This window comes from Pseudarthrobacter ribosi (assembly GCF_055412865.1).
Map to the genome: position 1 here is coordinate 53,029 of NZ_JBVAYZ010000020.1, position 26,677 is coordinate 79,705.

Here is a 26,677-nt window from a genome sequence, read left to right on the forward strand (position 1 = left end):
TTGGTTGGGGCCGGCGCCTAGCCGATCTTGCGGGTGGCCCGGCGCTTGCTGAGTTCGTCGTCCGGGAAGGTCTGGACGCTGGCGTGTTCGCTGGGGAGCGCCGCGAGGCTGCCTTCCACTTCCCGCCAGACACGGCCGACAGCGATCCCGAAGACGCCCTGTCCGCCCTGGACGAGGTCGATGACTTCGTCGGCCGAGGTGCACTCGTACACGCTGGCGCCGTCGCTCATCAGGGTGATCTGGGCGAGATCCTCGACGCCGCGCTCCCGGAGGTGCTCGACGGCGGTGCGGATCTGCTGCAGGGAAACGCCGGTATCAAGGAGTCGCTTGACGACCTTGAGGACCAGGATGTCGCGGAATCCGTAGAGGCGCTGCGAGCCGGACCCTGCGGCGCCACGGACGGCGGGCTCGACCAGCCCGGTACGTGCCCAGTAGTCCAGCTGGCGGTAGGTGATGCCCGCGGCCTTGCACGCGGTCGGGCCGCGGTAGCCCGCATCCTCGTCCAGAACGGGGAGATCCTCGGTGAACAGCAGACCCTGGGCACCGCTGGCCGGCACGGCTACACCGGCCGTCGAGGGCTGGTTAAGCTCGCCTGCTTCGCCTTTCGGACTCACGTGGATCCTCCTTGTCATGGCTCCCCTGCGGACTTTTGCAGTAACAACCGGTTATCCCTAGCGAAAAGAAACCACGGGTGGATAAAATTCATCCGTGTGATTCCGCCGGGCTGCACCTTCCAGTGTGACCTGAGCGGCTGTTGCGTGCAATGGGAACCTGTACTTCTGACGTTAGGCCTGCCGGGGCCCAAGGTCAAAGACGTTCGGGATATTGCCGGGGCGTGTCGAAACTTTCATCCTCGACTTTAACCTTGACGTGATGTCAGCCCGCTCAACCGGCGAAGTCTTCGGGCTCGACGTCGTCGAGGAACTCGCGGAAACGGCGCAGCTCCCCTTCCTCGTCAACGGCGGGATTCGGGTGGGTGTCCTCGCCCTCGTCGTGTTCGGTGATCCGCACGCCGGCCTCTTCCATCACAGCGTCCGCGCACCAGATCCGGCACTTGGCGCGGAGGGCCAGCGCGAGGGCGTCGGAGGCCCGGGAACTGACCGTGGTCCCGTTCTCGAACTGGAGCTGCCCATAGAAGATGTTGTCCTCCACGGCCACGATGTTGACGCTGACGATCGTGTGGCCGAGGGTCTCGACGACGTCGATCAGCAGGTCGTGGGTCATGGGACGCGGCGGCACGACCCCCTGCTGGGCCAGGGCGATGGCGCTGGCCTCGGGGGTGCCGATCCAGATCGGCACATGCCGCTCCCCGTGCATCTCCTTGAGCAGCACGAGCGGCTGGTTGGACGGAAGTTCTATCCGCACGCCTACAATTTCCACCTCAATCATCAGATGTCCATCCTCGAGATGCGGTCTTGGACCAGGGCGCGGTGCAGCGTCAGGCACAGCTCGCTGATCTCCCGGGCGGCTTCGGCTGCACGAGCCTGGGACGCGGCATCCTTGCGGGAGGTCAGGGTGGCCACCGCGCGCTCCACCAGCCCGAACTCGCGTTCGGCGGCGGCCTGGAACGGCCGCAGGTGCCGTGGTTCCAGACCGTGGCTCTCCAGCTGGACGCAGGCGCGTGCGACCTGGAGGGCGTGCTCATCGAATTTGCCGTTGACGTGGCCGATCAGGCCGTAGCTCAGGAGCGATTCGACCAGCGGCACGCTGGCGCCCGACTCGGCCCGGAGCTGTTCCTCGCTGAGCCGGCGGACCCGGTTCTGGAGCTCGGAGGCCAGTTCCTCGGAGACGATCCGCGGCGAGACCGTCACGCCGGGAGGCAGGTTCTCCGGACGTTCACCGCGGTCGATCGCGTCGAGGTAGTCCTTGATGACTTTCAACGGCAGGTACTGGTCGCGCTGGAGGGCCAGCACGAAACGCAGCCGCTCGACGTCGTTCTCGCCGTACTGCCGGTACCCGGCGGGGGTCCGCTGGGGGTTGATCAGTCCTTTTTCCTCAAGGAACCGGATTTTTGACGCGGTCATGCTGGGGAAGTCGTCGCTCAGCTGAGCCAGGACTTCCCCGATGTTCAGAACCTGGGGTCCGCGCCGTTCCGCGTGTGCCATGGCCACAGGCAGCTACCCCGGAATCAGACGTTGCCTGCTGCGCGGGCAGGGCTGAGGTAGAAGGTGAGGCGGAACTTCCCGATCTGCACTTCGTTGCCGGACTTCAGCTCGACGCTGTCGACGCGGTCGTGGTTCACGTAGGTGCCGTTCAGGCTTCCGGCGTCCACCACTTCGAAGCTGCGCGCCGTGCGGCGGAACTCGACGTGCCGGCGCGAGACCGTGACGTCGTCGAGGAAGATGTCGGCGTCCGGGTGCCGGCCCGCCGTCGTGACGTCCGAGTCCAGCAGGAAGCGCGCGCCCATGTTCGGGCCGCTGTGCGCGACCAGCAGGGCCGAACCGTAGGGCAGCGCCTCTACGGCGGACCACTCCTCCGCCGAGAGTTTCGGGGTGATGCTGGGTTCATCGCGGACCGGTGTGAGGTTGATCGACGTGGTCTCCGAAGACTTCACTCCACCCGTGCCAAAACCGTCACCGGTGTTGTTGCGTTCGTGCCCAAACATTGATTCCTCCATTCGCTGCAGGTGTCCCCCCTGCAAACAACGCATACCGTCCGGAAGTGGCTGGCAAATCCGGGATTCAACCCTTCGGCGGGGCGCTGTTTGGCTGGTTTCCCAACGTTGACAACAACGACCCGTACCGAATGGCCTTTAGCTTTAGCCTACCTGCTGTTCGTACTCCGATGCACTGAGGAGCGACTCGATCGCGTCGGCTTCCGCCAGCCTGATTTCCATCAGCCAGCCCTCGCCGTAAGGATCGGAATTGATCAGGGCGGAATCCGTGTCCAGGGCCTCGTTGCGGGACACCACTTCACCGGAAACCGGGGCGTAGATGTCGCTGACGCTCTTGGTGGACTCGACCTCGCCGATCACGTCATTTGCCTTGATCGTCGTGCCGACCTCCGGCATCTGGGCATAGACGACGTCCCCAAGGGCGTCCTGGGCAAAATCCGTGATGCCCACGCGCACGACACCGTCGGCGTTCGGGGCGGAAACCCACTCGTGTTCTGCGGTGTAGGACAGCTCTTCGGGAATGATGCTCATGACGGGCCTTTCATCGGGTCAATCACCAATATCGACGGCGGCATGTGAACGTCCGCCGCTGAAAGTATAGGCATATCCGGTCGGGCCCGGGGAGGACTCTGGCATGATGGGGCGATGACGGAAATTCCCGGTAACGGCTAGGCAATGCCCGAGCTTCCGGAAGTGGCTGCCCTGACGGACTTCCTGGCCGCGCACCTGCTCGGCGCTGCCGTCACGAAGATCCAGGTCGTTTCCTTCGCGGTGCTCAAAACGGCGGATCCCCCCATCTCCGAGCTGGCGGGCCGGACCGTGACCGGCGTGCGCCGCTTCGGCAAGTTCGTCAGCCTGGAGGCCGGCGGGCTGTCGTTTGTCTTCCATCTGGCGCGGGCCGGCTGGGTCCGCTTCACCGACGCTCCCACGGGCACGCCCCTGAAACTGGGCCAAGGCCACATTGCGGTGCGGCTGTCGTTTTCCGGCGGCTCCGGCCCGGTGGACCTCGACCTGACCGAGGCCGGCACCAGGAAGAGCCTGGCGGTGTACGTCGTCCGGGATCCCTCCGACGTTCCCGGGATTGCCGCGCTGGGACCGGATCCGTTCAGCGCCGGGTTCAACGTCGATGCCCTGGCGGGGATCCTGGGTTCCAGTTCGCAGCAGATCAAGGGTGTCCTGCGGAGCCAGAGCGTCATCGCCGGCATCGGGAACGCCTACAGCGACGAGATCCTGCACGCGGCCCGGACCTCGCCGTTCGCCCTTGCCAGGTCCCTGGACCGGGAGGCCGTCGAGCGGCTCTACGACGCGATCCATAGCGTTCTGGGGACAGCGCTGCGGGAAGCCAGCGGCAAACCGCCCGGTGAACTCAAGGACACCAAACGGAGCCACATGAGGGTCCACGGGCGGGCGGGCGAGGCGTGCCCGGTGTGCGGGGACACCGTCCGCGAGGTGTCCTTCGCGGACACGGCCCTGCAGTACTGCCCCGGCTGCCAGACGCAGGGAAAAATCCTGGCCGACCGCCGGACATCGCGCTTCCTGAAGTAGCCGCCGGCTCCGGCCGCGGACAACAGCACCCGGACAACAGAAAACCCCGCCGCTCCCTGGTCGGGAATGGCGGGGTACTTTCTGCTGGTCGGGCTGACAGGATTTGAACCTGCGACCCCTTGACCCCCAGTCAAGTGCGCTACCAAGCTGCGCTACAGCCCGTTGGTTCCGCCGTTCTCCGCTCCCGCTGTCATTCTCCTGTGAAGAGAATTTCAACTGAGCAGTCCGGCCGAACCACCTCCAAAAGCTTACACGATTCCGGAGGGTGCCCGTGACACTTTCAGCATGCCACGGGCAAGGTGTGGCGGAATTAACGCTTCTTGCCGCGCTTTTCCCGCACACGCATGTTGACCTCGATCGGCGTGCCCTCGAATCCGAAGGTTTCCCGGAGCCGGCGGGTGATGAAGCGGCGGTAGCCCGGGTCCAAGAAGCCTGTGGTGAAGAGCACGAACTTCGGCGGACGGCTGGAGGCCTGGGTGCCGAAGAGGATGCGGGGCTGCTTGCCGCCGCGGACCGGGTGCGGGTGCGCCGCGACCAGCTCGCCGAGGAAGGCGTTGAGCCGCCCGGTGGGAATGCGCTTGTCCCAGCTTTCCAGGGCCGTGTCGAGCGCCGGGACCAGCCTGTCCTTGTGCCACCCGGTCAGCGCCGAGATATTGACGCGCGGCGCCCAGGCCACGTGGGCCAGGTCCTGCTCGATTTCGCGCTCCAGGTAGGTGCGGCGCTCATCGTCCAGCAGATCCCACTTGTTGAACGCGAGAACCAGGGCACGGCCGGATTCGATGGCCAACTGCAGGATGCGGACATCCTGCTCGCTGAGCACTTCGTCCACCGCGAGGAGCACGACGGCGACCTCCGCCTTTTCGAGCGCGCTCTGCGTCCGCAGTGAGGCGTAGAAGTCGGCGCCCTGCGCCATGTGCTGGCGGCGGCGGATACCGGCGGTGTCCACGAAACGCCAGGTGCGGCCGCCGAGTTCGATGAATTCATCGACCGGGTCACGCGTGGTGCCGGCGGTGTTGTCCACGACAACGCGCTCGGAACCGGCCAGCTTGTTCAGCAGCGAGGACTTGCCCACGTTCGGACGCCCGATCAGGGCGATGCGGCGCGGACCGCCGGAGCGCTCCAGGCCTTCGATCGTGGAGAACTCGGGAAGGGTGTCCATGACGTGGTCCAGCAGGTCGGCGACGCCGCGGCCGTGCAGGGCCGAGACCGGGTAGGGCTCGCCGAAGCCGAGGCCCCAGAGGGTGGCCGAGTCGGCTTCCTGCGCGAAGTCGTCCACCTTGTTGGCCACGATGATGACCGGCTTCTTGGACTTGCGGAGCATCTTCACAACGGCTTCGTCCGTGGCGGTCGCGCCCACGGCGGAGTCGACGACGAACAGCACGGCGTCGGCGAGTTCCACGGCCATCTCGGCCTGTTCGGCAACGCGGGCGTGGATGCCACGGGCATCATGCTCCCAGCCGCCGGTATCGACGACCGTGAAGTTCCGGCCGTTCCAGGTGGCCGAGTACATCACCCGGTCGCGGGTGACGCCGGGGGTGTCTTCCACCACGGCTTCGCGGCGGCCCAGGATGCGGTTCACCAGGGTGGACTTGCCCACGTTGGGCCGGCCGATGATGGCCAGGACCGGATCAAGCTTGACCGGGCCGTCGAATTCCTCATCGTCGTACTCGCCGCTCAGGAGGGCGGCGTCGTCTTCGTCCAGATCGTAGTCGTCCAGGCCGGCCCGGAGGGAGGCCGCACGGACCTCGGCCTCATCATCGTCCAGGGCGGCGAGGTTCTCGGCCACCTGGTCCGTGCCGGTGGGCGTGTATTCGTCTTCGCCGGCGCCAAATTGGCCGGAGGTTTGAGTCGTATCGCTCATTGCACTTTCCTTATGGGGTGATCTGCCGGCGTCCCGGCTACTGCTTCATGACGTTCTTGCGGGGAATCCGCGTCGGGCAAGGGCTGCCCGGTTCTTTGGATCGAGTCCTGGACATGGCGGGCCAGCGCGGCGCGGATCTCGGTTCCGGCCCTGTCCATTGAAACACGCCCGGTCTCGCCGGGCCTGCGGCTGACATTGAGGGCTCCGCCGAAGCTGACGTGCAGCCTCCGGCGCAGCCGGGGCACGGCGTCGAGGTGTTCGCCGCCCGTCCGCGTCCCGAGGATGGCCACGGGCACCACGGTCGCGCCGGAGTTCAGCGCGAGCCAGGCCACCCCCTTGTTGATGGCGGAGGCTTCTCCACTGCCCCGCGTGCCTTCGGGAAGAATGCCGACGCACCGTCCGGCGTCGAGCACGCCCTTGGCCGCGAGGAGGGCCGCCCGGTCACCCGAGCGGTCCACCGCCAGCTGTCCGGAGGCCCGCAGCACGCGGCCGAGGAAGCCGGTGAACATTTCCTGCTTGACCAGGATGTGCATGGCGCGCGGTGACGCCCCGAACATGACCGGTCCGTCCAGGAAGCTGATGTGGTTGCCGGCGAAGATCACCGGACCGGTCGCCGGCACGTTGGACCGCCCGGTGACCGACGTCCGGTAGAGGACGTGGTTCAGGGTCCAGCCCACGGGCCGGCTCCAGATGGTGGTCCAGCGGGCCGGCAGCGCGGCCCGGGCCGGGGACGGAACAGCAGTCTGCTGCCCGGGATCAGTCACGGTGGAGGGCCTGGTGGTTGACGATGCTGTTCACGATGCTGAGTGCGGCGCCGACGGTCTCGGCAAAGTCGAGCTCCGAGGAGTCCAGCGTCACCACACCATCGGCGGCCCGGGTGAAGTTCACCACGGTCGAGTCCTTCGCGTCGCGCTCGGTGACCTGCGCTGCGAGCTGTTCGGCGTTCTGGCTGCCGCCGAGCTGGATGCCCCGGCGGCGCAGGCGCGCCTCTTCGCTCGCGGTGAGGAGCATCCGCACCTCGGCGTGGGGCGCGACGACGGTGGTGATGTCGCGGCCTTCGACCACCATGCGGCGGTGGTGCTTTTCGATCAGCTCGCGCTGCCGGCGGATCAGTTCGGTGCGGGCGCCGAGGGTGGTGGCGACGGCGCTGACGGCGGCCGAGATCGACGGCTCGCGGATCGCGAGGGTGACGTCGGTGCCGCCGACCAGCACGTATTCCTCCAGCGGGCTTGTGCTGATTTCCAGCGGGAAGCTCTTGGAGGCGGCCTCGACGGCGGCGCCGTCGTTCAGGTCCGTGCCGCTGTCCAGGCAGAACCAGGTCAGGGCACGGTACATGGCGCCGGTGTCGAGGTAAGCCAGTTTGAGCCGGCGTGCCACTTCTTTGCTGACGCTGGACTTGCCCGATCCGGACGGCCCGTCGATGGCGACGACAAGGCTCTTTCCGGGGCGGAGGACGTCCACGGTTTCGATAAGTTCTTGGGTCATTACTGGAGTACCCGCCATCCACGGTCATTGAGGGCTTCGATTAAGAGTTCGTGCTTGTTCGGCAGCACGGAGATTTCCACCATGCCCACGTTTTGGCCCGAGGAGTGATCCAGCCGGAGGTCCTCGAGGTTGACGCCGATCTCACCGATCTCGGTCAGCAGCCTGGCGATCTGTCCGGGCGTGTCATCCACCAGGACGGTCAGCCAGGAGTAGGCCTGCGGCGGTCCGCCGTGCTTGCCCGGGATCCGAGACTGGCCGGCGTTGCCTTCGCTGATCAGCTGGGCCAGGTCGAGCCGGGCACCGGCCGCGGTCGGGTTCTCAAGCGTGCCGATGAGCCGGTTGAGGTCCTCGCGGAGGCCGTGCAGGATCTCCACGACTTTGTCCGCGTTCGCGCCGAGGATCTGCACCCACAGGGTCGGATCACTTGCCGCGATCCGGGTGACGTCCCGCAGGCCGTTCCCGGCGAGGGACAGCGCATGCAGGGGGGTGCCCTGCAGCCGGCTGGCCACGAGCGAGGACACCACCTGCGGCACGTGCGAGACCAGCGCCACGGCCTCGTCGTGTTCCTCGGCGCCGAATTCCGACACGACGGCGCCCAGGTCCACGGCGAGTGCGCGCGCTGCCTGCAGGGCCTGGGGCAGGGTCTCGTCCGCGGGGCACAGGACCCACGGCATTGAGGTGAAGAGCTCGCCGCGGGCTGCGACGGGGCCCGATTTTTCACGGCCAGCCATCGGGTGAGTGCCCACGTAGCGGCCGAGGTCAGCGCCCCGGGCCCGGAGCTCGGCCTGGATGCCCGCCTTCACGCTGGCGATGTCCACGACCGTGGCCGCCGGGTAGTCCGTGAGGGCACGTTCCACGACGTCCGCCGTCACGTCGGGCGGTGCGGCGACCACCACGAGTTCCGGCTGCTCGCCGTCCAGGCGCGCCAAAGGCAGGCCGGCGCCGATATCGACGGCGACGGCCTGGTTGGTGGGCGAAGGGTCGGAGAGGAAGACTGCCACTCCGCGGCCCCTCAGGCCCAGCCCAATGCTGGTGCCAAGGAGCCCGGTCCCCACGACCACCACCGGACCGTTGAGGTGGCCGCGGCCGTGGGTGCGAAAGGCGGACATGCCTACAGCCCTACGGATGCCAGCAGGTGGCCGACTTCCTGCTTGCCGAGGTTGCGGATACTGCCCTGGCGCTGGTCGCCTAGGCCGATGGGGCCGACCTTCACGCGGACCAGGCGCAGCACCGGGAAACCGACGGCGTCGAAGAGACGACGGACGATCCGGTTCTTGCCCGAGTGCAGCACGACCTCGATCAGCACGTGGCCCGGGGTGGAGTCCACCAGCTTGAAGGAGTCAACCGATGCGATGCCGTCCTCGAGTTCGACGCCGGCCTTCAGCTCGGCGCCGATGCCCTGCGGGAACGGCCCGCGGACCTGCACCAGGTAGGTCTTGGGAACCTCGTAGGAGGGGTGCGTCAGACGGTTGGCGAGCTCGCCGTCGTTCGTCAGCAGCAGCAGCCCCTCGGTGGACACGTCGAGGCGTCCGACGTGGAACAGGCGTTCGCCGTGGCTGTTGCGGACGAAGTCGCTGATACAGGGACGGCCGTCCGGGTCTTCCATCGTGGAGACAACACCCTTGGGCTTGTTGAACACCATGTAGACCATGTTCTCGTCGAGCTGGATGCGCAGGCCGTCCACGTGGATCACGGCGTTCTTCGGGTCGACGCGGACGCCGAGCTCGGTGACGACCTGGCCGTCGACCTCAACCCGGCCCTCGGCGATCATTTCCTCGCAGACGCGCCGTGAGGCGACGCCGGCGGAGGCCATGACCTTCTGGAGGCGGATGCCGTCCTGGTCGTGCAGGTCCGACTGGGGCACGTCGGCGCGGGGGCCGCGCTTGCGGGCCGGCTTGCGCACGGGCCCGAGGTTCTGGCCGAAGCGTTCGCTGCCGAAGGCGCGGGGGCCCGCGGCCTTGGGGGCGCCGGTGCGCGGCTTGGGCTTGAGGGCGCCGGGAGTGCCGGGGGCCTTGCCGAAGCCGGGCTTGCGGGCGGCGGCCTTGCGGGCTGCCTCCTTGCCGGAGGGCGCCTTGGACTTCCAGTCGCCGGAAGCCGGCCGGGCTGCCGGCGGCGTGCCGTCGGGACCCTGCAGGTCCGGATCGATGAAGGCCTCTTCGCGGGGCTTGGGGTGCTTGAAGGGGCGGTCTCCGCCGCCCTTGAAGCCTGCTCCCCCGGTGCGGCTTCCGCCGCCCTGCGCGCCGCGGCCTGAACCTCCTTTGTAGTCGGCTCCGCCGCTGCGTCCGGAGCCGCCCTGCGCGCCGCGGCCTGAGCCCTGACCTCTGCTTTGTCCGGCACTGCTTTGTCCGGCACTGTTGCGTCCCGAACCGTTACGTGGTGAACCCTGGCGTCCCGCCTGTGTCATGACCCGTCCTTCGCTTGTTGGCCGACGGCCGCTGTCTCCCGACAACACCCGCCTGCTGGGGCAAAAAGCTTCTGCCCTGGTGGATACTCGTGCGCAGGCAGTTTGTTCCTGCCTACATTCTTGCTGCGTCGTAGAACTCTTCGATGCCTTCCAGCCCCGGAAGATGGGGTGAAAGGTGCGGCAATTCCGCCACCGAGCCGATTCCCATCCGCTCCAGGAAATACGACGTCGTGCGGTAGAGGATGGCCCCGGATTCAGGATCTGTTCCCGAGTCCTCGATCAGCCCCCGCTGCGTCAGCGTCCGCACGACAGAGTCAACATTAACTCCTCGAATTGCAGACACCCGCGCCCTTGATACGGGCTGGCGGTAAGCGATGACGGCGAGCGTTTCGAGCGCCGCCTGCGTCAGCCTGGCTGTCTGTCCCTCCAGCACGAATCCGCCGACGATATCGGCGAACTCAGCGCGGGAATAGATCCGCCAGCCTCCGGCGATATTCCGCAATTCAAAGCCCCGGGGGGTGGCACCGAAGCCGTTGGAACTGGCGTCGTGCACATCCGGGGCATTAACAGTATAGCCGTTATACTCCCGCTGGAGTTCCGCGAGCAGTTCCTCGACGACGTCGACGGTCAGGTTCAGCCCGGCGGCGAGTTCGGCCGCCGTTGCCGGCTCGTCGATCACCATCAGGACTGCTTCAAGGGCTGCCCGGCCGCCGCCGGGCAGGCTCGCGACGTCGGGACCGGCGTCGCCGGGGCCGGCGTCGTGTGCTGCCGGGTCGGCGGCTGCCTGTCCGGCTGCCTGTCCGGCTGCCTGTCCGGATCGGGGTTCCTTCACTGCTGCTCCTCATATTCTTCGCTCAGTGTGTCGCTGCTCCAGGACCCGCCGTCGGCGGTCCAGCGGACCGTCAGGTCCCCCAGCGGCTGCAGCTGCTCGAAGGCCACCGCCTTGTCCCGGAACAGCTCCAGCAGCGCCAGGAAGCGTGCCACCACCACGAGGGTGGATTCGGCGTCCGCGATGAGCGCCCGGAAGGTGAGCGGGGCGCCGCGCTGGAGCCGGAGACCCATCAGCTCGGCCTGCTCCCTGACGCTGACGGGGGCGCCGTGGAGGTGGGCGAGGCCGATCTCGGCGGGCGCGGCGTCCTTGGCCGCGAGGGCCTTCCCGGCCAGGGCGGCGAACTGCTGCGGGGTGTGCTTCCAGAGCAGCTCCGGAAGCAGCGCAGCGAAGTGTCCTTCGAGCGCGACCTGCCGCGGGAAGCGGCGGCCCTCGAGCTCGAGGGTGGAACCCATCATGCCCGCGACCTGCTTGAACGCCTTGTACTGCAGGAGCCGCGCGAACAACAGGTCGCGGGCTTCCAGCAGGGCAATGTCGTCCTCGTCCTCGACTTCGCCGGCGGGAAGCAGCCGGGCCGCCTTGAGGTCGAGCAGGGTAGCGGCGATGACGAGGAATTCGCTGGCTTCATCAAGGGCCCATTCCTCGCCCAGGTTCTGCAAACGCTTGATGTACTTGATGAACTCATCGGTGACGGTGGACAGCGCCACCTCCGTGATGTCCAGCTGGTGCTTGGAGATCAGGCCCAAGAGGAGGTCGAAGGGGCCGGTGAAGTTGGCCAGCCGGACCTCGAAGCCGGGTGTCTTCCCGGCCGGCGAACGCTCCGCCGTCGGGGTGCCTGTCGCTGCCACGGCCCTGACTAGGGCGCGCCGCCGCGCGAGATCAGTTCTTTGGCCAGGTTGCGGTAGGCATCGGCGCCGATGTGGTTGCCGGCGTAGCTGGTGATCGGCTCGGCCGCGACAGTGGCGTCCGCGAACTTGATGGACCGCTTGATGACGGTTTCGAAGACCTTATCGCCGAACGCCTCCACCAGGCGGGAGATCACCTCGCGGCTGTGCAGGGTGCGGGCGTCATACATGGTGGCGAGGACGCCGTCGACCTGGAGCCGCGGATTCAGCCGGTCCTGGACCTTGTCGATGGTCTCCACCAGCAGCGCGACGGCGCGCAGCGCGAAGAACTCGCAGATCAGCGGGATGATGACGCCGTGGGAGGCCGTCAGGGCGTTGACCGTGAGCAGGCCCAGGGAGGGCTGGCAGTCGATCAGGACGACGTCGTAGTCATCCTCGACCTTCTTCAGGGCCCGGTCCAGCACCTGTTCGCGGGCGACCTCGTTGACGAGCTGGACCTCCGCGGCGGAGAGGTCGATGTTGGCCGGGAGCAGGTCCAGGTTTTCCACACCGGTTTTGTGGATGGCGTCGCGGATGTCGACCTTGCGGTCCATCAGAACGTTGTAGACCGTGAGGTCCAGTTCGTGCGGGTTGATGCCCAGGCCTGCGGAGAGGGCACCCTGCGGGTCGAAGTCCACCACGAGCACCCGGCGGCCGAATTCCGCCAGCGCGGCCGCAAGGTTGATGGTGGAGGTGGTTTTCCCCACTCCGCCCTTCTGGTTGACCATGGCGATGACCCGCGCTGGACCGTGGGAGGACAGCCGTGCCGGCTCCGGAAAGTCGCGCTGAGGGCGCCCGGTGGGGCCCATGACGGCGTCTTCCAGATCGAGTTCGGTGCCTTCCAGAGTTGCTGAACCCTGTTCGCTGCTCACGTATCTATCCACACTTTCGATGACGGTGATGGTCGTGCCTGGTGATTGTCGTGCCTGGTATTGCTGCCGGCTTTGATGTTTCTGCCTGCTGGATATTTCTGCGCTGGACTTCCAGCGCCGATCTTATTTCCTCCCAAGGCTACAGCGCCCGACACGGTATTCCGTGGACCTTGACAGCGGCCAATATTTGAGCCTCAACCCTCTGGTAGAAGTCGAAGGTTCCTGCCGCGGCGCGAAAAACCGCCCGGACGCTGGCGGGCGTCCGGGCGGTCGTTGATGGTTCGTGAGGGGTGCTGGAACAGCTCAGGCGTTGGCCAGGACGGGCTGTGCCGGTGCCGGTGCTTCCTCGGGTGCGCTGTGTCCGGCGATCATGGTCTGCTCGTCGAACGGTTCGTTCCCGGAGAGGACCCGCTCGACCTGGGCGCCGTCGATCTCCTTGACCCAGGTGCCGATCAGGACGGTGGCAACGGCGTTGCCGGTGAAGTTGGTCAGGGCGCGGGCCTCGGACATGAACCGGTCGATGCCGACGATCATGCCGACGCCGCCGAGCAGTTCCGGCTTGTGGGCCTGGAGCCCGGCAGCCAGGGTGGCCAGGCCGGCGCCGGTGACACCGGCAGCGCCCTTGGAGGCGATGATCATGAAGATCAGCAGCGAGACCTGGGCGCCGAGGTCCAGCGGGGTGCCCATGGCGTTGGCGACGAACAGCGAGGCCATGGTCAGGTAGATGGCGGTGCCGTCGAGGTTGAAGGAGTAGCCGGTGGGGACCGTGACGCCGACGACGGGCTTGGACACACCGAGGTGTTCCATCTTCGCGATCAGGCGGGGCAGGGCGGCTTCGGAGGACGAGGTGGAGAAGATCAGCAGGTATTCGCGGCCGAGGTACTTCATCAGCCGGAAGATGTTGAGGCCGGCGACGACCTTGAGCAGGCCGCCGAGGATCACCACGATGAAGAGGGCGCAGGTGATGTAGAAGGCACCCATCAGGGTGGCCATGCTGAGGATGGCCTGCATGCCGGTGGCACCGACCACGGCGGCGATCGCGCCGAAGGCTCCGACCGGGGCCAGCCACATGATCATGACCAGGATACGGAAGACGAGGGCCTGGCCGTAGCCGACGGCCTTGAGGATCGGAGCGCCCTGGGTGCCCATCTGCTGGAGGGCGAAACCGACCAGCAGCGCGGCGAGCAGGGTCGGCAGGACCGGGATGTCACCCGGGATGATGCCCAGCAGGAACTCGACCGTGCTGTCCGTGGCGGCCTTCTTGCTCGGGTCGTAGGGGGCGAGCTTGAGGCCCTCGCCCGGGTGGATCAGGTTGCCGACGACGAGGCCGATGGCCAGCGCGAAGGTGGACATCACCATGAAGTAACCCAGGGCCAGGCCGCCGACCTTGCCGACCGTGGCAGCCTTGGCGATCGAACCGATGCCCAGCACGATGGTGCAGAAGATGACCGGGCCGATCATCATCTTGATGAGTTTGATGAACCCGTCACCCAGCGGCTTCAGGGATTTGGCGAACTCGGGGAACATCAGCCCGACGAGGGCGCCGAGGATGACGGCCGCGATGACCGCAATGTAGAGATAATGGGACTTGTCGAGTCCCTTGCGCTTCTTGACCGGCGTCGCGGCCGAGGCCGCTGACTCTCCTCGTTGAGAGGTCATGGTGTTCTCCTTGGATAGGCTGGACGTCGGTGCGGCACAGGCTGTGGGCCCATCACGTCCGTTCTGCGTGTTCCACCATCATTGGGGATGGAGTGACGCGCATCACCGTTGCGTTCATATTGGTCATGGAAGGTGTGGATGATCCACCGCTGGAGCATCGCCAGACGGCTGTTTGTGGCCCATCTGCTGTTTATGCTGACCCTCACGGCGGTCGTCGGGACCGCGACGTTCGTGGATGCGCGCGACCACGCCTACGACGAGGCCGGCCGGCGGATGGCGGCCGTCGCGACCGCGGTGGCGGACAGCCCGCTCGTGCTGGAGGCGGCGGACGCCGCGGATCCCACCGCACTGCTGCAGCCGTATGCCCTGAAGGTGACGGCGGACGCGGGCGCGGATTTCATCACGATCATGGCGCCGGACCGCACGCGGTGGACCCACCCCCGGGAAGAGGAACTCGGGAAGCCCTATATCGGCTCGATCGATGCCGCCCTGGACGGGCAGGTGTTCACCGAGATGATGGCCGGTACGCTCGGCCCCTCGGTGCGCACCATCGCCCCGGTCAAGGACGCGGACGGCACGGTGCGGGCGCTGGTTGCGGCGGGCGTGACCGTGCGCACCGTGGACATCGCCGTTTCCGGCAGGCTGCCGGCGCTCGTGGCCATCGGGCTGGCCCTCCTGGCCGGCGGAGCGGTGGCGTCCTGGCTGCTGGGGCGGTACCTGCGCCAGGTCACCCGCGGCTGGGGACCGGAGCAGCTCGCCCAGCTTTTCGCCTACTACGAATCGGTCCTGCACTCGGTCCGCGAAGGTGTCATCCTGATCGACCCCAAGGGCAAGGTGGTGATGTACAACGACCAGGCCGCCGAACTGCTGGGCCTCACTCCCCGTGCGTCCGACGGCGGCGCATCGGCCGGCGACGGGCAGCAGGACGCGCCGTCGCTCGCGGAGCTCCCGCTGGCCCCCAGCCTCAGGGAGCTGTTCGAAGCGGGCCGGACCGCCCTTGACGAGATCCACCTGACCGGCTCGCGGATCCTCGTGGTGAACCAGGGGCCGGCGGTCGGGCCCGGTGCTGCCGGCGGGCGCAGCAGCGCGGCCGTGTACGGGACCGTGGCCACGATCCGGGACCGCACCGAGATCGAGTCGCTGGGCAGCGAGCTGGAAACCATGCGCACCCTCTCCGATGCCCTGCGTGCCCAGACCCACGAGCACGCCAACCGGCTCCACACGATCGTCTCGCTGATGGAGCTGGGGCGCGGCGCGGAGGCTCTCGACTTCGCCACCCAGGACCTTGAGCTGAGCCAGCGGCTGACCGATGACGTGGTGGGTTCCCTTGAGGAGCCGGTGCTCGGCGCGCTCATCATGGGCAAGGCCGCGGAGGCCCACGAGCGCGGCGTCGAGCTGACCCTGAACACCGCGGGGACCGGGAGCGGCCCCGCCGGCGTGTCCGGGCTGGCCGTGCAGGACCTCGTGGCGATCCTGGGCAACCTGCTGGACAATGCCATCGATGCCGCGGCCGAGGCCCCGGCCCCGAAACTCGTCGAGCTCACGGTGGAAAATTCCGCCCTGGCCCTGGAGATCACGGTGGAGGACAGCGGGCCGGGGATCGATCCGCAGGCCGTCGAGGACATCTTCCGGCACGGCTTCAGCACCAAAACCCCGGGGCCGTTCGGGCGGGGCCTCGGCCTGGCCCTGGTCCGCCAGGCCGTGCAGCGGCTCGGCGGTACCATGACAATCACCAGCCCGGCCGGTGCGCTGTTCCATGTCACGCTGCCGACGTCGCCGGCGGCATCAACGGCGGCATCAACGCCGGCGGCACTGACCAGCAAGGGACAGCAATGAGCGACATCCGAGTGCTCGTCGTCGAAGACGAGCCCATCGCGGCGGCGGCCCACGCCGCCTATATCGGCCGGCTGGAGGGATTCGCGCTGGCGGGCACGGCTCCGGACGGTCAGTCGGCGCTCCGGCTGATGACGGACTTCGCGGCGGCGGGGACTCCGGTTGACCTGGTCCTGCTGGACATGAACCTGCCGGACCTGCATGGCCTCGACATCGCCCGGCGGATGCGTGCCGGCGGGCTGTTCGCGGACATCATCGCCATCACCGCCGTCCGGGAACTGAACATCGTCCGCAGCGCGGTCGCCACCGGCGTCGTGCAGTACCTGATCAAGCCCTTCACGTTCGCCACGTTCGCGGACAAGCTCACCAGGTACCGGCTCTTCCGGGAGCAACTGGCCTCCCCCGCCGCCGGGCAGGCCGGCCCCGGCGCGTCGCAGAGCGATGTGGACCAGGCCTTCGCGAGCTTGCGGGCGCCCTCGGAGCTGCCGCTGCCCAAGGGGCTGGCCGCGTCCACGCTGGAATCGGTGCAGGATTTCATGAAGCTACAGTCCGGGGCCGTGTCGGCCAGCGAGGTGACGGATGCCCTGGGCATGTCCAGGGTGACTGCCCGGCGCTACCTGGAATACCTCGCCGACGCCGGCACGGTCACCCGGTCCGCGCGCTACGGCGCGCCCGGCCGGCCAGAGAACGAGTACCGCTGGAGGCAAACCTAAGCGGACGCATCTTCCTCAGTGTCGACGGATACCGCCGCATTACTGCCTGTCATTTTCAGTACTCCCCTGCACAGCCCGCGTGTTTCCAAGGTTGTGCAGGCCAGTTAGAGCGTTGAATTTTCAGTACTTCCCTGCACGCTTCGCACCTCTCGCTCAGTACTCCTATGAACAGTGATTCTCAGGGGCGTATTGGTTCGGCCGTCCTGCGTTGCCCGCGTTCAATTGCCCGGTAGACCGTGGAGCGACCGACGTTGAACAGCTCGGCCAGCTCTGCCTTGCTGTGTCCCCCCGCGGCGTGTAGTTCGAGGAGATGGTTTTCCTGTTTGACGGTGAGTTTCGGTTGTTCCCTCGTAGCCCGCCCTTGGGCTTGGCAACCTTCATTCCTTCACGGGTGCGCATGCGGATGAGGTCGGCTTCGAACTCGGAGATCATCGCCAGCACGTTGAACAGCAGTTTGCCCATCGGGTCAACGGGGTCATGAACGGATCCAACAATGCTGAGTTTGATTTCGCGGTTAGCGAGGTCATCTGCAATTTCGTGGGCATCCCGGACGGAACGGGCCAAGCGGTCAAGTTTCGTGACGAAGGTATCCCCCGCCCGACACGCGGCCAGGGCTTCGCGAAGTCCATCGCGGTTCTTGTTTGTGCCAGTAAAGCCGTGGTCAACATAAATTCGTTCAGACTCAACGCCAAGGGCAGCCAGGGCATCACGCTGCGCAGTGAGGTCTTGCGCCTCGGTGGACACTCGCGCGTAGCCGACCAATATTTTAGACATGGAAAATGGTGTGTCATATAACGCCCCCTTACCGGTCAATTCACCGGACGGATCTTACGAAACGCTGATGGACCCCAGCTCGCAATGATGCAGTTCAGCGGTGTGTGCCACCGGTGGAGGACCGTTAAAACGGACACACCCCACCGGCCACAAAGGGCAAGGGGCCCATGTATTCGGTTTTGCCTGCCCGTTGGGGATTGCCTTGTCCCGGGCTGTCCTTCCCTCGCCACTTTGGAGTACACGAGTAGGACGGACATTTTTCTACTCGGTCAGTGTTCGGCTTCAGTCTCGCCTGGAAATTCCCTTACGGACGGGCAAACCCGTTCCGGGTCAACCGCAGACTGTCGTCTTCAGACTCAGGAAGGTCGTCTTTCAGGATCGGAATGGATAGGGTGAGCCATGAATTCTCCGCAACGAAGGCCTATCGCGCTCCCCACCCTGGTTGCCTTGGTCTTGTTTGCCGTGGCGGTCGTCCTGATTCCAGCATTGCTGCCAGCGGAGTTACTTACGCGACCAATGGGAGTGGATCATCATCGTCATCCAAGCCCTCATCACGGTGGCCATGGTTGTTTACCTCGTACGGTTCGTGCGCAAGCAGCGAGACGACTACTGGCGCGAACGAGGCAAAGACCCTAAGCATCCCGAGCTCTAACGCGGCTTTCCTAATTCAAGTGCGAGAAGCGATCTGTCACTCGTGTCCGGTCAGGGAAATGGCGCTGAATTTACGGCCTCGTGGTGATGTGGCGGCAGTCCAAGAAGACTCACTCCGGTTCCAACGGGGCCTAGAAATGGCCTTGCTGCTCGTTCAGGGCGTGCCCGTTGAGGGTAGCTTTCCTCCCGCCGGCTCTTTTCTCGCCGCTCTTGTCATTCGCGCATCGTCGAGTCGATATTCCGTCCGGTCAGCGTTCCCTAAACGGAACGGTAAAACCGCCATTTCGAGCTGCGATTTTAGCCGCCGTTTCGGGTCAATAGTCACAATCCATGCACTGTCCCGAAAGTTGCACCTGTGACGGGTGATTGTGGCGGTGGTTGTGGGACAACATAGAGGACGGCCAGGGTACGCGGAGTGGGATTTCCCCCAATGAGTTGCCTATCGCGATATTTGTGTGTGATCCAAGCAAGTGTCAGAAGGGCTCGGCGAGGGTGCCGGCGGATGGGCGGTAGAGTCTGCGCCAGACTCAGATGTGCTGGTTGGGACCGGGGCCGGTGTGGGCGTTGGTGCTTCACAGGCTGGCTCACCCGGTTGCGCGCAAGCAGAAGCCGACAGTATCCCTATGACCGACAGCAGTAAGGTGCCAACTGCGCGGCGAAGCCGAATATTCATTTTTTCCCCAACGATTACGGGGAAACCTAGCAGGAATAGGTGCCGCCACCAATAAGGTGCAGCACTGAATGGCCGGGGATAGGTTCAGTCCTGGAACATCCCAGCGGCTAACGGGCGCCTGTTTGTGACCGACTGGAGCTTTGACCGCTGACGGTCTCAGCATCAAATGTGGCCGATGGGTAGAATTACACGCCCTGAAAGAGCCCGGTGGAGGATCCTTTACTGAGACAACCTGGTCGTTTTCTGGAGAAACAGCAGTATCGAGATCCCGCGGTTCGACACGGACCTTCGCGTACTAACGGTACGGCGGGTAGTACAGATTCTGAGTGCGCCTGGTGCGCACGCCATCGCTATGCGGTCCGCTGACGACGACACCGTCAGGGGTCAGAAGTTACGAGGACCGACGTGTGCTGTGAACAATGCCGCCCCGAACGACTAACTGCTCGATCACTTTCCATGCTTCAGCGACACCGTCGGACCCGAAATCACCCCCGAAAGTCCACCACCCCAGGTGGTCACTGTCGATGACGATGAGGTAACCGCTGATGATGTGGACCTTGAGCGGCATTGCCGCGGAACGCCGTGGCCGCACTGTCAGGCTCCGGTCAAACTCTGGCTGATACGTTGCCACATCTACCTCACCATCGCTGCCCACCAGCGCGATAAGTCGGGCCGCGAAAATATCCCCAGCACTGGGAGCCAGCAAGAACCTCTCCTGATAACTCTCGAGCACAGCAATCGCCTCATCAAGATCAGAGTCCCAGTCAAACTCCCACCACCGAGCGTAAACGAACGGATAGGAGCCAGGCGAGATTGCGACCACGAGCCACTGTTCACCGATCGCCGACAGGTCGCCGACCCGGAAGCTGGGTAGTCGATGTGTATCCGGGGCGATCAGTTCCTCCGCAACGGCATCACCGAAGAGTTGCCGTGCCCGGAGCATCAGGCGATTGAATACTGCAAGGTGGGCATCAGGAATGGGTGGCACACGCCCATTCTTGCCTACGCCCTGAGTATCTACATCGGAGCGCTCTCCTCGTTCGCGCCACTATGCCAGTAAGCCGGTCCGTTAGAGGATCCCCCAACGGGCACGAGTGCCTCGGCCAGTTTCTGATCCTGGACGGGCATACTTTGAAAATGCAGCTGCCGTTTATGGATCCAATCTGGTTTATCGAGGCACCCTTCGAGCGAGTCGTCACCGAAACGACTGCATGGCTCAATGGGTTGGGAGGCAGAAGCTTCACACGTCTCCGCGAACCGCTCCCGTCCATGCTTCAACAGCTCGAACCTTGGGCCATGCCCTCGTGGAAGCAGCTCGTAGTGTCGACCTTCGCCGACGAATGGACCGCCGTGTTTACCCAGGGCAGCGATATAGGGACGGCGAATGTTGTCGGCGCGCGACTCGACTGCCTCAATATCCGCACGTCGCACCAACCCCACATCGTCCGCGATCGGAAGATCATCAATTACGGCAGCACTGCGCTGTGGATCCATTCGGGAGCACGGCATGTCCGTTCCATCCAGGCGAGCTATGAATCCCGCTGGCTTTGGACTCTCTTCGGCGATCCGCAACCCTTCGAGAACCTCGATAGCTACACGGCAAAGAAGATCCCCGACCGGTTCACGCTTGAGTCCCTGAACGAGTACTGCCGCGCCCTTGGCATCGAGCGTGACAACTCCGGCTTCTACGGCTCCGAGGGTTTGCTCATCGAAGAGGACACGAGCAGCTGGACTCACGAGCCCAGCCAGGTGAGGAGCACCGAACGCTTGAACGAACCCATCTAAGTCGGTGCACGTTGACCCATCCTCGTGCGGGACAACGCCCTCTGGCACGATGTGGTCATGAGCATCAGTGCTGCGCAGGCAAGCGCGTTTTACGACGAAGTCCTCGGCCGCGGGATGGTTTGGGCTGTTCACGACCAGAACGGATATCCGGCACCTGTTGGGGAAAATGGGCAACGAAGCATGCCCTTTTGGTCGTTGATAACCCGCGCCGAAAAGATTGTGTCCTCGCTGGCTGCCTACAAGGACTTCCAGGTGGTCTCAATTCCCCTGGACGAATGGCGCTCAAAGTGGCTCCCAGGCCTCGAACAAGACGGGATCCTGGTAGGGCTCAATTGGTCCGGATCCCGCGCCACTGGGTTCGACGTGGCACCCTCCGCTGTATTGGACTCCCTGTCAGTCCGTGAATCCTCGTAAATGGCTTCGCATAGGTTGCCAGTTCCGTAAGACGTTCGGCTTACGGGCCTCATCGCCTCGCCTGTGCGATCAACATTTCCCTTGAAGATGCGTCCGACATCGGATTTACTGTTGGCAAACGTAGGGGAGGCATTCAAAAAATGACGAGCTAGAACGCTCGCTTGCGAGACAACCGCTGAGGTGGGCATGGCAGCTCCGCACGTGATCAAACCGCTCACCCCGGCGACCTTTCCGGCGTGGCTGGCGCTCGCGCAGAAACACAACGGGGTCTGGGGTGGGTGCTACGGCTCGTATTTCCACGACGACACCGAGGACACCGTCAAAAGCGAGTACGACCGGCCGACGTTCAAGCAGCGACTCGTGGCGGAGGGCGTCGCACACGCCGCGCTCGTCTTCGACGGCGACGACGCGATCGCATGGTGCGAGTACGGAAGTCCGGTTGAGCTGCCGGGGATCTACCACCGTAAGGAGTACGATGCGGGCGAAACCAAGCCGGCGCCGTGGCGCATCACGTGCTTCTTCGTCGACCGCGACCACCGACGTTCGGGCGTGGCACGGGAAGCGCTTGACGGCGCGCTCGAGCTCATCGCGCAGGCTGGCGGGGGTGAGGTGATCTCGTTCCCCAACGAACTCACCCTCGGCAAGAGGAAGTCGTCGTCGTTCCTTCACAACGGCACGCGAGCCATGTTCGAGAAAGCGGGATTCACGTTCGAGCGCCACATCGGCAAGAGCAAGACCGTGATGCGCAAGACAGTCCAACCGGCCCGCGGCTGATGCCAGGTTGAACAGGCCGGCCGGCAACAAGTCGATAAGCGGACCGCTGCGGGACGGCCCCCCTCGATCGCGTGAGCCGCGCCCGGCGATGGATCCCTCACCGGCCACTGACCGGCAGCAGCGCGCCTTACAGTTCAGGGAATCACCACGTGCTCGTCTGCGTACTCAGACTGAGGTCCCGTGGCGGGGCAGTCTATCGATTCCATGGTCGCCGCCTGTTGGTCGTAGCTGTATCTGACGCAGGCGTTGACAGTCCGCTGCTCCCCCCAAAACCCACCGCTCGTGGTCACGTGATCCCTCAAGTAGATGTCCGCGGTGGGCCGGCCTCCAGGCGGCGTTGCGACTGCGTAGACACCTGGCATGGCCTGTTCCAGTTTCTGGCGTACTCGCTCGGAAGAACCAGGAGCGGTGTCCTGCAGTATCCGTGTGTAGGTGGCTAGTGCTTTGGTGGCCTTTTCGCGAATACTGTTACGGGCGATCTCTTCAATAGGTGCGCGGCCGCATGAAGGGAGGATAACGACCATTGTCGTCATCACCACGACGATAGTTACTGCACGGCGGTTCACTTGAGCGCCCGGGTCGGTAATTCAGCGTACAAGCCAGTTCCTTTTTGGTTCGGATGGAATGATTGAGAGGAAGGACCCAGGGGCTTGTAAAACGGCCTGCTTTGGTCCTCGCATGGCGTGTTCCAGCGCTGCGGCGGCATGGCTACCGCCGGAGCTCAATGAATGTGTGTTCGTATCTATCCGGTTTCATGTAGTCACCTACGAACTCCAAGTCCAGCCCCTCATCGGTCCATACCGCCCGGTATGTCCCGGCGCGGAATGAGTCGTGCGCGTTACTGGTAGTCAGCGACGCTACTTTCACATAAGTGGGCCAGTTTCGGGGCTCGTAGATCGTGAATCCGCCCGCTATGAGGACTGTCCTGTTGCCGATCAGCACGCTTCTTCCGTCAGCCGGTGCGTGCAGCGTGTACGCGGTCACCGGGGTGAGCAAAAACAACATCAAGGCCAAGTATGAGAACACCAGACCGATGCAGATGCCGGCCACCCATCCGGATGCCTTTACGAGGCGAGCTATCCAGGGATGTCGAATCCTGTGAACTGCACTTCGCACCACTAGATACACGCCAGCAACGGCGGGGACTATCGCCAGGAGGGCCAGGGCGGTTCCCAAAGTTATGGCGTTTATGTCCGGAGCGAGAAGAATATAGATGTCCGCGGAATCAAGCTGGAGGAGTGTCCAGGACATCAGCCCGAGACAGGCCGCTACCAGAAGCCACGCGATTCCCAGCCAGATGGAGCTTCGCGCACGGTTACGTGCCGCGGTCAACGTGGCGTTTTCTTGGACGGTCATTCTCCGGGCTTCACTCCTGGCATTCTTGAGCGTTGACTGTCCGAGCCGCCGCTCGGCGTCCGATGAGGGTTTTCCGCGGCCACGGGGTCAGCGGGGGCCGATGATGCAGCTGACTCATGTCTTAGGAACCTAGGACTGAATACCGGAGGTAGACCTTGAGCCCGGTGCGGTCATCAGAGATCCCGGTGCAGGTTTTACGCAACGTCCATAGGTTCATTGGCTCGCAACGTTCTGACACAACTCCCATCTCGGCAGCAAGTGACAGTGCAGTTTGCGGCTCTCTTATGTTGACAACCATTTCCCGCCAACAGCCTCCTGACCCACAGCGCTTGGAGATTTCCCCCGCTTCACTGGGCTGCGGAATAATCTGGAATGCAGAGTCGGGTGGAACTGCCCCTTCATCTATGGCGCTCCAGACCACCGATCCGATCCACGCGATCAAGACCAGCCCGAGCGCGAGCATTGAAAGACGTACTACGGGCCGACGAGTCGTCATTTGAGGGCCCTCATGGACTGCGCCAGCCACCGGGGCCGACGGCGCTGCTTGCAGGATGTCCTACGAATGTCTACAGGCACACAATCAAATCCCAGAAGAAAAGATTGAGCGTTACGCTTTCGAGCCATGGTCCCCCAAATCGAAGACCTCAGACTACACGGCGGGCAGGTGTGGATCGTCTAGGGATCGCCGGTCAGTGTCAGGTAGACGATCCCTGAGCGGGCGCTGTTTCCGCACACCGACGGACATGCTGTCTGGATTCCGTAGGGCCGAAAGACGCCAGTGGCTGGACTAAGCTCCATGCAATGACATTGTGGCGCTGTGTGGTGCCACGTCTATTGGGGGTAGAAAAGCGTGAAGCATCAAAGTCTGAGGACTGCCGCAGCGGTGACGGCGGTCCTTTTCCTGGGGGCGGCACCGGCCGTGGGGGCTCCTGCCGAGATTCTCGACGTCGGCGGGACACCCCTCGGGGTAGTGGTTGGCAGTGACGGCACAGCGTACGTGGGCGATTACGGCACCGGCGGGATTCGGGTGATACCGCCGGGAGCGTCCCGGCCTTCGCGCACGCTCAGTACGGCTATCAATGTCTCCGGGATCGCATTGGCCCCGGACGGCACGTTGTACGTGGCACAGCAGGACAGTGCCTTGGGTGAGGCAGTGGTGGGTGTCATCCCGGCCGGGACGGCGGGTGTCGTACGGAGCATTCCGGTGTCGGATGGGAACCATCTGATTGCCGCCGGACCCGATGGGACGGTCTTCGTTCCGAACCCTGCCGAGGGCACTGTGTCGGTCATCGCACCCAATGGATCGGCGGTGGACCGCATTGTCACGGTCGGGGCCGGCCCGGTGGAAGTGGCGGTCACGAAGGACGGCACCGCGTTCGTGACGAACCAGTACGGCGGGACGGTCTCGGTGATCCCGGCCGGAGCGAACACCGTCTCGCGGACCATCCAGGTCAGCTCCACGCCCGGGAGGACAGAGAACCCCCACGGGATCGCCGCCGGCCCGGACGGGACGATCTATGTCACCAACATCAGTTCCAATGATGTCGCTGTCATCAAGCCGGGCGCCGACACCGTGGCCTACCGCATCTATGTCCCGGGCGGACCCACGGAGGCCGCCGTCGGGCCGGACGGGACCCTTTACGTGGCCAGCGCCCTACGTCCCGCCCTGTCCGTAATACCGCCCGGGGCCACAGCGACCGGTCCCTCCATCCCGACAGGGAGCAACCCCGGTCGCCTCGCGGTAGCTCCGGACGGGACCATCATCGTGACGACCCCGGGCAGCGGCGCGGGAAACGGTTCCGTGGCCCGCTACGCCACCGCCGCTGCAGTTGCGGCTTCGGCCCCCGCCCCGGCCTCAGCACCGGTATCCGCCGCGACCCGACCCGGCGACGCGGCGACAACCCCGTGGCACTCCCCGGCCGGAATCGCTGGAACGGCCGGAGCAGCAGCACTCGTCATCGCCCTGCTCATCGTGGCCACGCAACGCCGGCGAATGGCGTCCCTTCGCGACCGCGCCAGCGGGTCAGAGGAACACCCCGCCGATCACCACAGCGCAGGTTTCTGGAGCGGGCACGCCGATGCAGGCCAAAGCAAGTGATCTGGCCGAGCGGGCTTAACCGGCTGTCCCGAGCTGATGTGGAAAACCCGGACAGTAAACCGTAGCCACAGCTATCCGCGGGTCCACGCCACCCTTTCACCAACTTCGGATGGGCAGTTCGGTCCCAGGCAACGGTGTGCAGAGGTAGGAGGGGTCGCCAGCTATCTATATATGGCACGCTTCACCCCGCCGAAAGAAATCAGTCCGAGCCACGATCGTCGCAAACAGGAAATGGCGGAAACACATGCCACTAGAGTTCATGGACATGCTGGCGAAGCCCACTCTTGGTTTCAGCCAGGCACTACTCTCAAATGCGAACCCGGAGTCAGTCCTGAATCGCTGCGCCTGCACGCCGAGTGGTATCGATAGAGTCCCGTAGAGGGATCCTCTACCGGACGTCCAGGAACCCCGCGAGGGCTTCTATCCACTGATCGAATGCGTCAAGATGCGCGTCGTGTGATCCTCCGCCAAGGTCGACACGTGTGACGTCGTTACCCCGCTCCACAAAAAGTGCCTTTTGTTCCTCGGCGAACATCCCGTCGCCGGCGTAGACGACAAGTGCGGGCGCCTGTACGCGCGCCCACTCCGTCCATCGCGGTTCTGCGAGAGGGGTAAGCGCTGCGACCATCACCTCGGGGTCAAAGCGGGGATGCAGTCCGTCTTCCCGGTGCTCCATGTCGTCTACCCATGCGCGCTGTAGCGGGCCGTCCCCCAAGAACTTGGAGGCTGCGGAACGGTCCGAGAACGGCACAGGCCAGGAATGGAAGTACTCACCGAGTGCTGCATGCTCCTGGTCGCTGCCGCTTCCTTCACCACACTCAAGGAGCACAAGGGTCCGGACTAGGTTAGGGTACGCCGCAGCGGCGAGCATTGCCGTGTGAGCCCCCATCGAGTGCCCGACCAGATGAACCGGACCGGAGGCCTCCCCTTCAATAACTGAGACAACGTCATTAACGAATGCCTCACGCGAGGTGTCAGAGGGTAGCCGCGTGCTCCTGCCGTGACCCCCGCTGGTCGACAAGTATGATCTTGCGACCGGGTAGGGCACGGGCCGTGGACAGGAACTCCTGTCCACTTCCAGCCAGTCCGTGGAGGATCACGATGGCCGGTTCACTCCCGTCAATGACGACGTAGCTTATTTCAACACCATCGCCCGCCCGGATGACACGCCTTGTTTGATCCATCCAGCGATCCTACGCAGCGACTCAGAACTGGGGATCAAGAAGCGCCGCCCGTAAGCCGATCCTCCACCGGCACGTCGGGTCGCCAAGTAGCCTCGACCCGTGCACCATCTGGTTCGATGAGTGAATGGATCATTCGCTGCTGAACTTGTCCGCGCAGAAGCTCGTTACGGGCGATCGGGTCGCGGTTCTCTCCCCGTCGTTCGCGGCGCCTGGACTCGCCCCTGCCGTGCATGAACAGGCGATGCGGCGGCTCACCGCGGCTACCGGGT

At 64.9% G+C, this 26,677-nt stretch carries 24 protein-coding genes, 1 tRNA gene and 2 pseudogenes; 8 read left to right on the top strand and 19 right to left on the bottom strand.

All coding sequences use genetic code 11. The annotated features are described in order from the left end of the window. Positions 1-17: 17 nt before the first annotated feature. From ACZYZ5_RS16720 to gcvH, 5 genes are all read right to left on the bottom strand, one after another. Positions 18-614, bottom strand: coding sequence for a MerR family transcriptional regulator (locus tag ACZYZ5_RS16720; RefSeq protein WP_463903213.1), 597 nt, complete (start codon positions 612-614; stop codon positions 18-20). A 271-nt stretch (positions 615-885) separates the two neighbouring features. Then, complete coding sequence (locus ACZYZ5_RS16725) at positions 886-1,389, bottom strand: bifunctional nuclease family protein (RefSeq protein WP_463903215.1); 504 nt, start codon at positions 1,387-1,389, stop codon at positions 886-888. Next, complete coding sequence (ftsR, locus tag ACZYZ5_RS16730; protein WP_463903217.1) at positions 1,389-2,105, bottom strand: transcriptional regulator FtsR; 717 nt, start codon at positions 2,103-2,105, stop codon at positions 1,389-1,391. Before ftsR ends, ACZYZ5_RS16725 begins: the two co-directional genes overlap by 1 nt. 23 nt (positions 2,106-2,128) lie before the next feature. Continuing rightward, the gene (locus tag ACZYZ5_RS16735) at positions 2,129-2,605 is read right to left on the bottom strand and encodes an FHA domain-containing protein (RefSeq protein WP_463903219.1); all 477 of its coding nucleotides are present in this window, start codon (positions 2,603-2,605) and stop codon (positions 2,129-2,131) included. A 153-nt stretch (positions 2,606-2,758) separates the two neighbouring features. After that, positions 2,759-3,145, bottom strand: a complete 387-nt coding sequence (gene gcvH, locus ACZYZ5_RS16740) for a glycine cleavage system protein GcvH (RefSeq protein ID WP_463903221.1) — start codon at positions 3,143-3,145, stop codon at positions 2,759-2,761. A 144-nt stretch (positions 3,146-3,289) separates the two neighbouring features. Between gcvH and ACZYZ5_RS16745 the strand changes: the two genes are divergently transcribed. Beyond that, entirely contained in the window at positions 3,290-4,159 is an 870-nt protein-coding gene (locus ACZYZ5_RS16745) for an Fpg/Nei family DNA glycosylase (RefSeq protein ID WP_463903223.1), read from the top strand. Positions 4,160-4,244: 85 nt separating this feature from the next. On the opposite strand, the gene ACZYZ5_RS16750 is transcribed toward ACZYZ5_RS16745, so the two are convergent. From ACZYZ5_RS16750 to ACZYZ5_RS16795, 10 genes are all read right to left on the bottom strand, one after another. Beyond that, positions 4,245-4,321: transfer RNA gene (locus tag ACZYZ5_RS16750), tRNA-Pro, on the bottom strand. A 148-nt stretch (positions 4,322-4,469) separates the two neighbouring features. Further along, entirely contained in the window at positions 4,470-6,020 is a 1,551-nt protein-coding gene (der, locus tag ACZYZ5_RS16755) for a ribosome biogenesis GTPase Der (RefSeq protein ID WP_463903225.1), read from the bottom strand. Then, positions 6,017-6,697: a lysophospholipid acyltransferase family protein gene (locus ACZYZ5_RS16760; protein WP_463903259.1), complete on the bottom strand. Its 681-nt coding sequence runs from the start codon at positions 6,695-6,697 to the stop codon at positions 6,017-6,019. Before ACZYZ5_RS16760 ends, der begins: the two co-directional genes overlap by 4 nt. A 79-nt stretch (positions 6,698-6,776) precedes the next feature. Next, on the bottom strand, positions 6,777-7,505 hold the full coding sequence (gene cmk, locus ACZYZ5_RS16765) for a (d)CMP kinase (RefSeq protein ID WP_463903227.1): 729 nt from the start codon (positions 7,503-7,505) through the stop codon (positions 6,777-6,779). Then, positions 7,505-8,614 (bottom strand): prephenate dehydrogenase, encoded by a 1,110-nt coding sequence (locus ACZYZ5_RS16770; RefSeq protein WP_463903229.1) that lies wholly within the window; start codon positions 8,612-8,614, stop codon positions 7,505-7,507. Before ACZYZ5_RS16770 ends, cmk begins: the two co-directional genes overlap by 1 nt. A gap of 2 nt (positions 8,615-8,616) precedes the next feature. Beyond that, positions 8,617-9,909, bottom strand: a complete 1,293-nt coding sequence (locus ACZYZ5_RS16775; protein ID WP_463903230.1) for a pseudouridine synthase — start codon at positions 9,907-9,909, stop codon at positions 8,617-8,619. Positions 9,910-10,021: 112 nt separating this feature from the next. Continuing rightward, positions 10,022-10,630 carry an SMC-Scp complex subunit ScpB gene (scpB, locus tag ACZYZ5_RS16780; protein ID WP_463903261.1) on the bottom strand — a complete coding sequence of 203 codons (609 nt, stop codon included), beginning with the start codon at positions 10,628-10,630 and terminating at the stop codon, positions 10,022-10,024. Positions 10,631-10,737: 107 nt separating this feature from the next. Then, complete coding sequence (locus ACZYZ5_RS16785; RefSeq protein ID WP_463903232.1) at positions 10,738-11,586, bottom strand: segregation and condensation protein A; 849 nt, start codon at positions 11,584-11,586, stop codon at positions 10,738-10,740. Between the two features lie 8 nt (positions 11,587-11,594). Beyond that, the gene (locus tag ACZYZ5_RS16790; protein ID WP_307463244.1) at positions 11,595-12,494 is read right to left on the bottom strand and encodes a ParA family protein; all 900 of its coding nucleotides are present in this window, start codon (positions 12,492-12,494) and stop codon (positions 11,595-11,597) included. A gap of 303 nt (positions 12,495-12,797) precedes the next feature. Further along, a complete protein-coding gene (locus ACZYZ5_RS16795) occupies positions 12,798-14,153 on the bottom strand; it encodes a cation:dicarboxylate symporter family transporter (protein WP_463903234.1) in 1,356 nt (451 codons plus the stop codon). Between the two features lie 138 nt (positions 14,154-14,291). On the opposite strand from ACZYZ5_RS16795, the gene ACZYZ5_RS16800 reads away from it, so the two are divergent. Together ACZYZ5_RS16800 and ACZYZ5_RS16805 are read left to right on the top strand one after the other, a co-directional pair. Beyond that, the gene (locus ACZYZ5_RS16800; RefSeq protein WP_463903236.1) at positions 14,292-15,989 is read left to right on the top strand and encodes a sensor histidine kinase; all 1,698 of its coding nucleotides are present in this window, start codon (positions 14,292-14,294) and stop codon (positions 15,987-15,989) included. Next, positions 15,986-16,699 (top strand): response regulator, encoded by a 714-nt coding sequence (locus tag ACZYZ5_RS16805; RefSeq protein ID WP_463903238.1) that lies wholly within the window; start codon positions 15,986-15,988, stop codon positions 16,697-16,699. Before ACZYZ5_RS16800 ends, ACZYZ5_RS16805 begins: the two co-directional genes overlap by 4 nt. A gap of 178 nt (positions 16,700-16,877) precedes the next feature. Here the strand turns inward: ACZYZ5_RS16805 and ACZYZ5_RS16810 are convergent. Both ACZYZ5_RS16810 and ACZYZ5_RS16815 read right to left on the bottom strand, forming a co-directional pair. Then, a pseudogene (locus tag ACZYZ5_RS16810) lies at positions 16,878-17,473 on the bottom strand (recombinase family protein). Positions 17,474-19,188: 1,715 nt separating this feature from the next. After that, positions 19,189-19,785 carry a hypothetical protein gene (locus tag ACZYZ5_RS16815; protein ID WP_463903240.1) on the bottom strand — a complete coding sequence of 199 codons (597 nt, stop codon included), beginning with the start codon at positions 19,783-19,785 and terminating at the stop codon, positions 19,189-19,191. Positions 19,786-20,093: 308 nt separating this feature from the next. On the opposite strand from ACZYZ5_RS16815, the gene ACZYZ5_RS16820 reads away from it, so the two are divergent. From ACZYZ5_RS16820 to ACZYZ5_RS16830, 3 genes are all read left to right on the top strand, one after another. Next, entirely contained in the window at positions 20,094-20,582 is a 489-nt protein-coding gene (locus ACZYZ5_RS16820) for a hypothetical protein (RefSeq protein ID WP_463903242.1), read from the top strand. A gap of 57 nt (positions 20,583-20,639) precedes the next feature. Continuing rightward, positions 20,640-20,996 (top strand): DUF2750 domain-containing protein, encoded by a 357-nt coding sequence (locus ACZYZ5_RS16825; RefSeq protein ID WP_463903244.1) that lies wholly within the window; start codon positions 20,640-20,642, stop codon positions 20,994-20,996. 186 nt (positions 20,997-21,182) lie between these two features. Then, positions 21,183-21,770 carry a GNAT family N-acetyltransferase gene (locus ACZYZ5_RS16830; RefSeq protein ID WP_463903245.1) on the top strand — a complete coding sequence of 196 codons (588 nt, stop codon included), beginning with the start codon at positions 21,183-21,185 and terminating at the stop codon, positions 21,768-21,770. Positions 21,771-22,478: 708 nt separating this feature from the next. Here the strand turns inward: ACZYZ5_RS16830 and ACZYZ5_RS16835 are convergent. After that, complete coding sequence (locus tag ACZYZ5_RS16835; protein ID WP_463903247.1) at positions 22,479-23,126, bottom strand: hypothetical protein; 648 nt, start codon at positions 23,124-23,126, stop codon at positions 22,479-22,481. Positions 23,127-23,976: 850 nt separating this feature from the next. On the opposite strand from ACZYZ5_RS16835, the gene ACZYZ5_RS16840 reads away from it, so the two are divergent. Further along, positions 23,977-25,224, top strand: coding sequence for a virginiamycin B lyase family protein (locus tag ACZYZ5_RS16840; protein WP_463903249.1), 1,248 nt, complete (start codon positions 23,977-23,979; stop codon positions 25,222-25,224). 388 nt (positions 25,225-25,612) lie between these two features. Here the strand turns inward: ACZYZ5_RS16840 and ACZYZ5_RS16845 are convergent, their stop codons facing one another. Next, on the bottom strand, positions 25,613-26,299 hold the full coding sequence (locus tag ACZYZ5_RS16845) for an alpha/beta fold hydrolase (protein ID WP_463903251.1): 687 nt from the start codon (positions 26,297-26,299) through the stop codon (positions 25,613-25,615). A 233-nt stretch (positions 26,300-26,532) separates the two neighbouring features. Between ACZYZ5_RS16845 and ACZYZ5_RS16850 the strand changes: the two are divergent. After that, positions 26,533-26,677: pseudogene (locus ACZYZ5_RS16850) on the top strand (LD-carboxypeptidase); the annotation flags it as partial.

Coding starts and splice junctions, on each gene's coding strand:
- ACZYZ5_RS16725 (WP_463903215.1), bottom strand. CDS start 1,389: ATGATTGAGGTGGAAATTGTAGGCGTGCGGATAGAACTTCCGTCCAAC.
- ftsR (WP_463903217.1), bottom strand. CDS start 2,105: ATGGCACACGCGGAACGGCGCGGACCCCAGGTTCTGAACATCGGGGAA.
- ACZYZ5_RS16735 (WP_463903219.1), bottom strand. CDS start 2,605: ATGTTTGGGCACGAACGCAACAACACCGGTGACGGTTTTGGCACGGGT.
- gcvH (WP_463903221.1), bottom strand. CDS start 3,145: ATGAGCATCATTCCCGAAGAGCTGTCCTACACCGCAGAACACGAGTGG.
- ACZYZ5_RS16745 (WP_463903223.1), top strand. CDS start 3,290: ATGCCCGAGCTTCCGGAAGTGGCTGCCCTGACGGACTTCCTGGCCGCG.
- der (WP_463903225.1), bottom strand. CDS start 6,020: ATGAGCGATACGACTCAAACCTCCGGCCAATTTGGCGCCGGCGAAGAC.
- cmk (WP_463903227.1), bottom strand. CDS start 7,505: ATGACCCAAGAACTTATCGAAACCGTGGACGTCCTCCGCCCCGGAAAG.
- ACZYZ5_RS16770 (WP_463903229.1), bottom strand. CDS start 8,614: ATGTCCGCCTTTCGCACCCACGGCCGCGGCCACCTCAACGGTCCGGTG.
- ACZYZ5_RS16775 (WP_463903230.1), bottom strand. CDS start 9,909: ATGACACAGGCGGGACGCCAGGGTTCACCACGTAACGGTTCGGGACGC.
- ACZYZ5_RS16795 (WP_463903234.1), bottom strand. CDS start 14,153: ATGACCTCTCAACGAGGAGAGTCAGCGGCCTCGGCCGCGACGCCGGTC.
- ACZYZ5_RS16800 (WP_463903236.1), top strand. CDS start 14,292: ATGATCCACCGCTGGAGCATCGCCAGACGGCTGTTTGTGGCCCATCTG.
- ACZYZ5_RS16805 (WP_463903238.1), top strand. CDS start 15,986: ATGAGCGACATCCGAGTGCTCGTCGTCGAAGACGAGCCCATCGCGGCG.
- ACZYZ5_RS16820 (WP_463903242.1), top strand. CDS start 20,094: ATGCCCTCGTGGAAGCAGCTCGTAGTGTCGACCTTCGCCGACGAATGG.
- ACZYZ5_RS16825 (WP_463903244.1), top strand. CDS start 20,640: ATGAGCATCAGTGCTGCGCAGGCAAGCGCGTTTTACGACGAAGTCCTC.
- ACZYZ5_RS16830 (WP_463903245.1), top strand. CDS start 21,183: ATGGCAGCTCCGCACGTGATCAAACCGCTCACCCCGGCGACCTTTCCG.
- ACZYZ5_RS16835 (WP_463903247.1), bottom strand. CDS start 23,126: ATGACCGTCCAAGAAAACGCCACGTTGACCGCGGCACGTAACCGTGCG.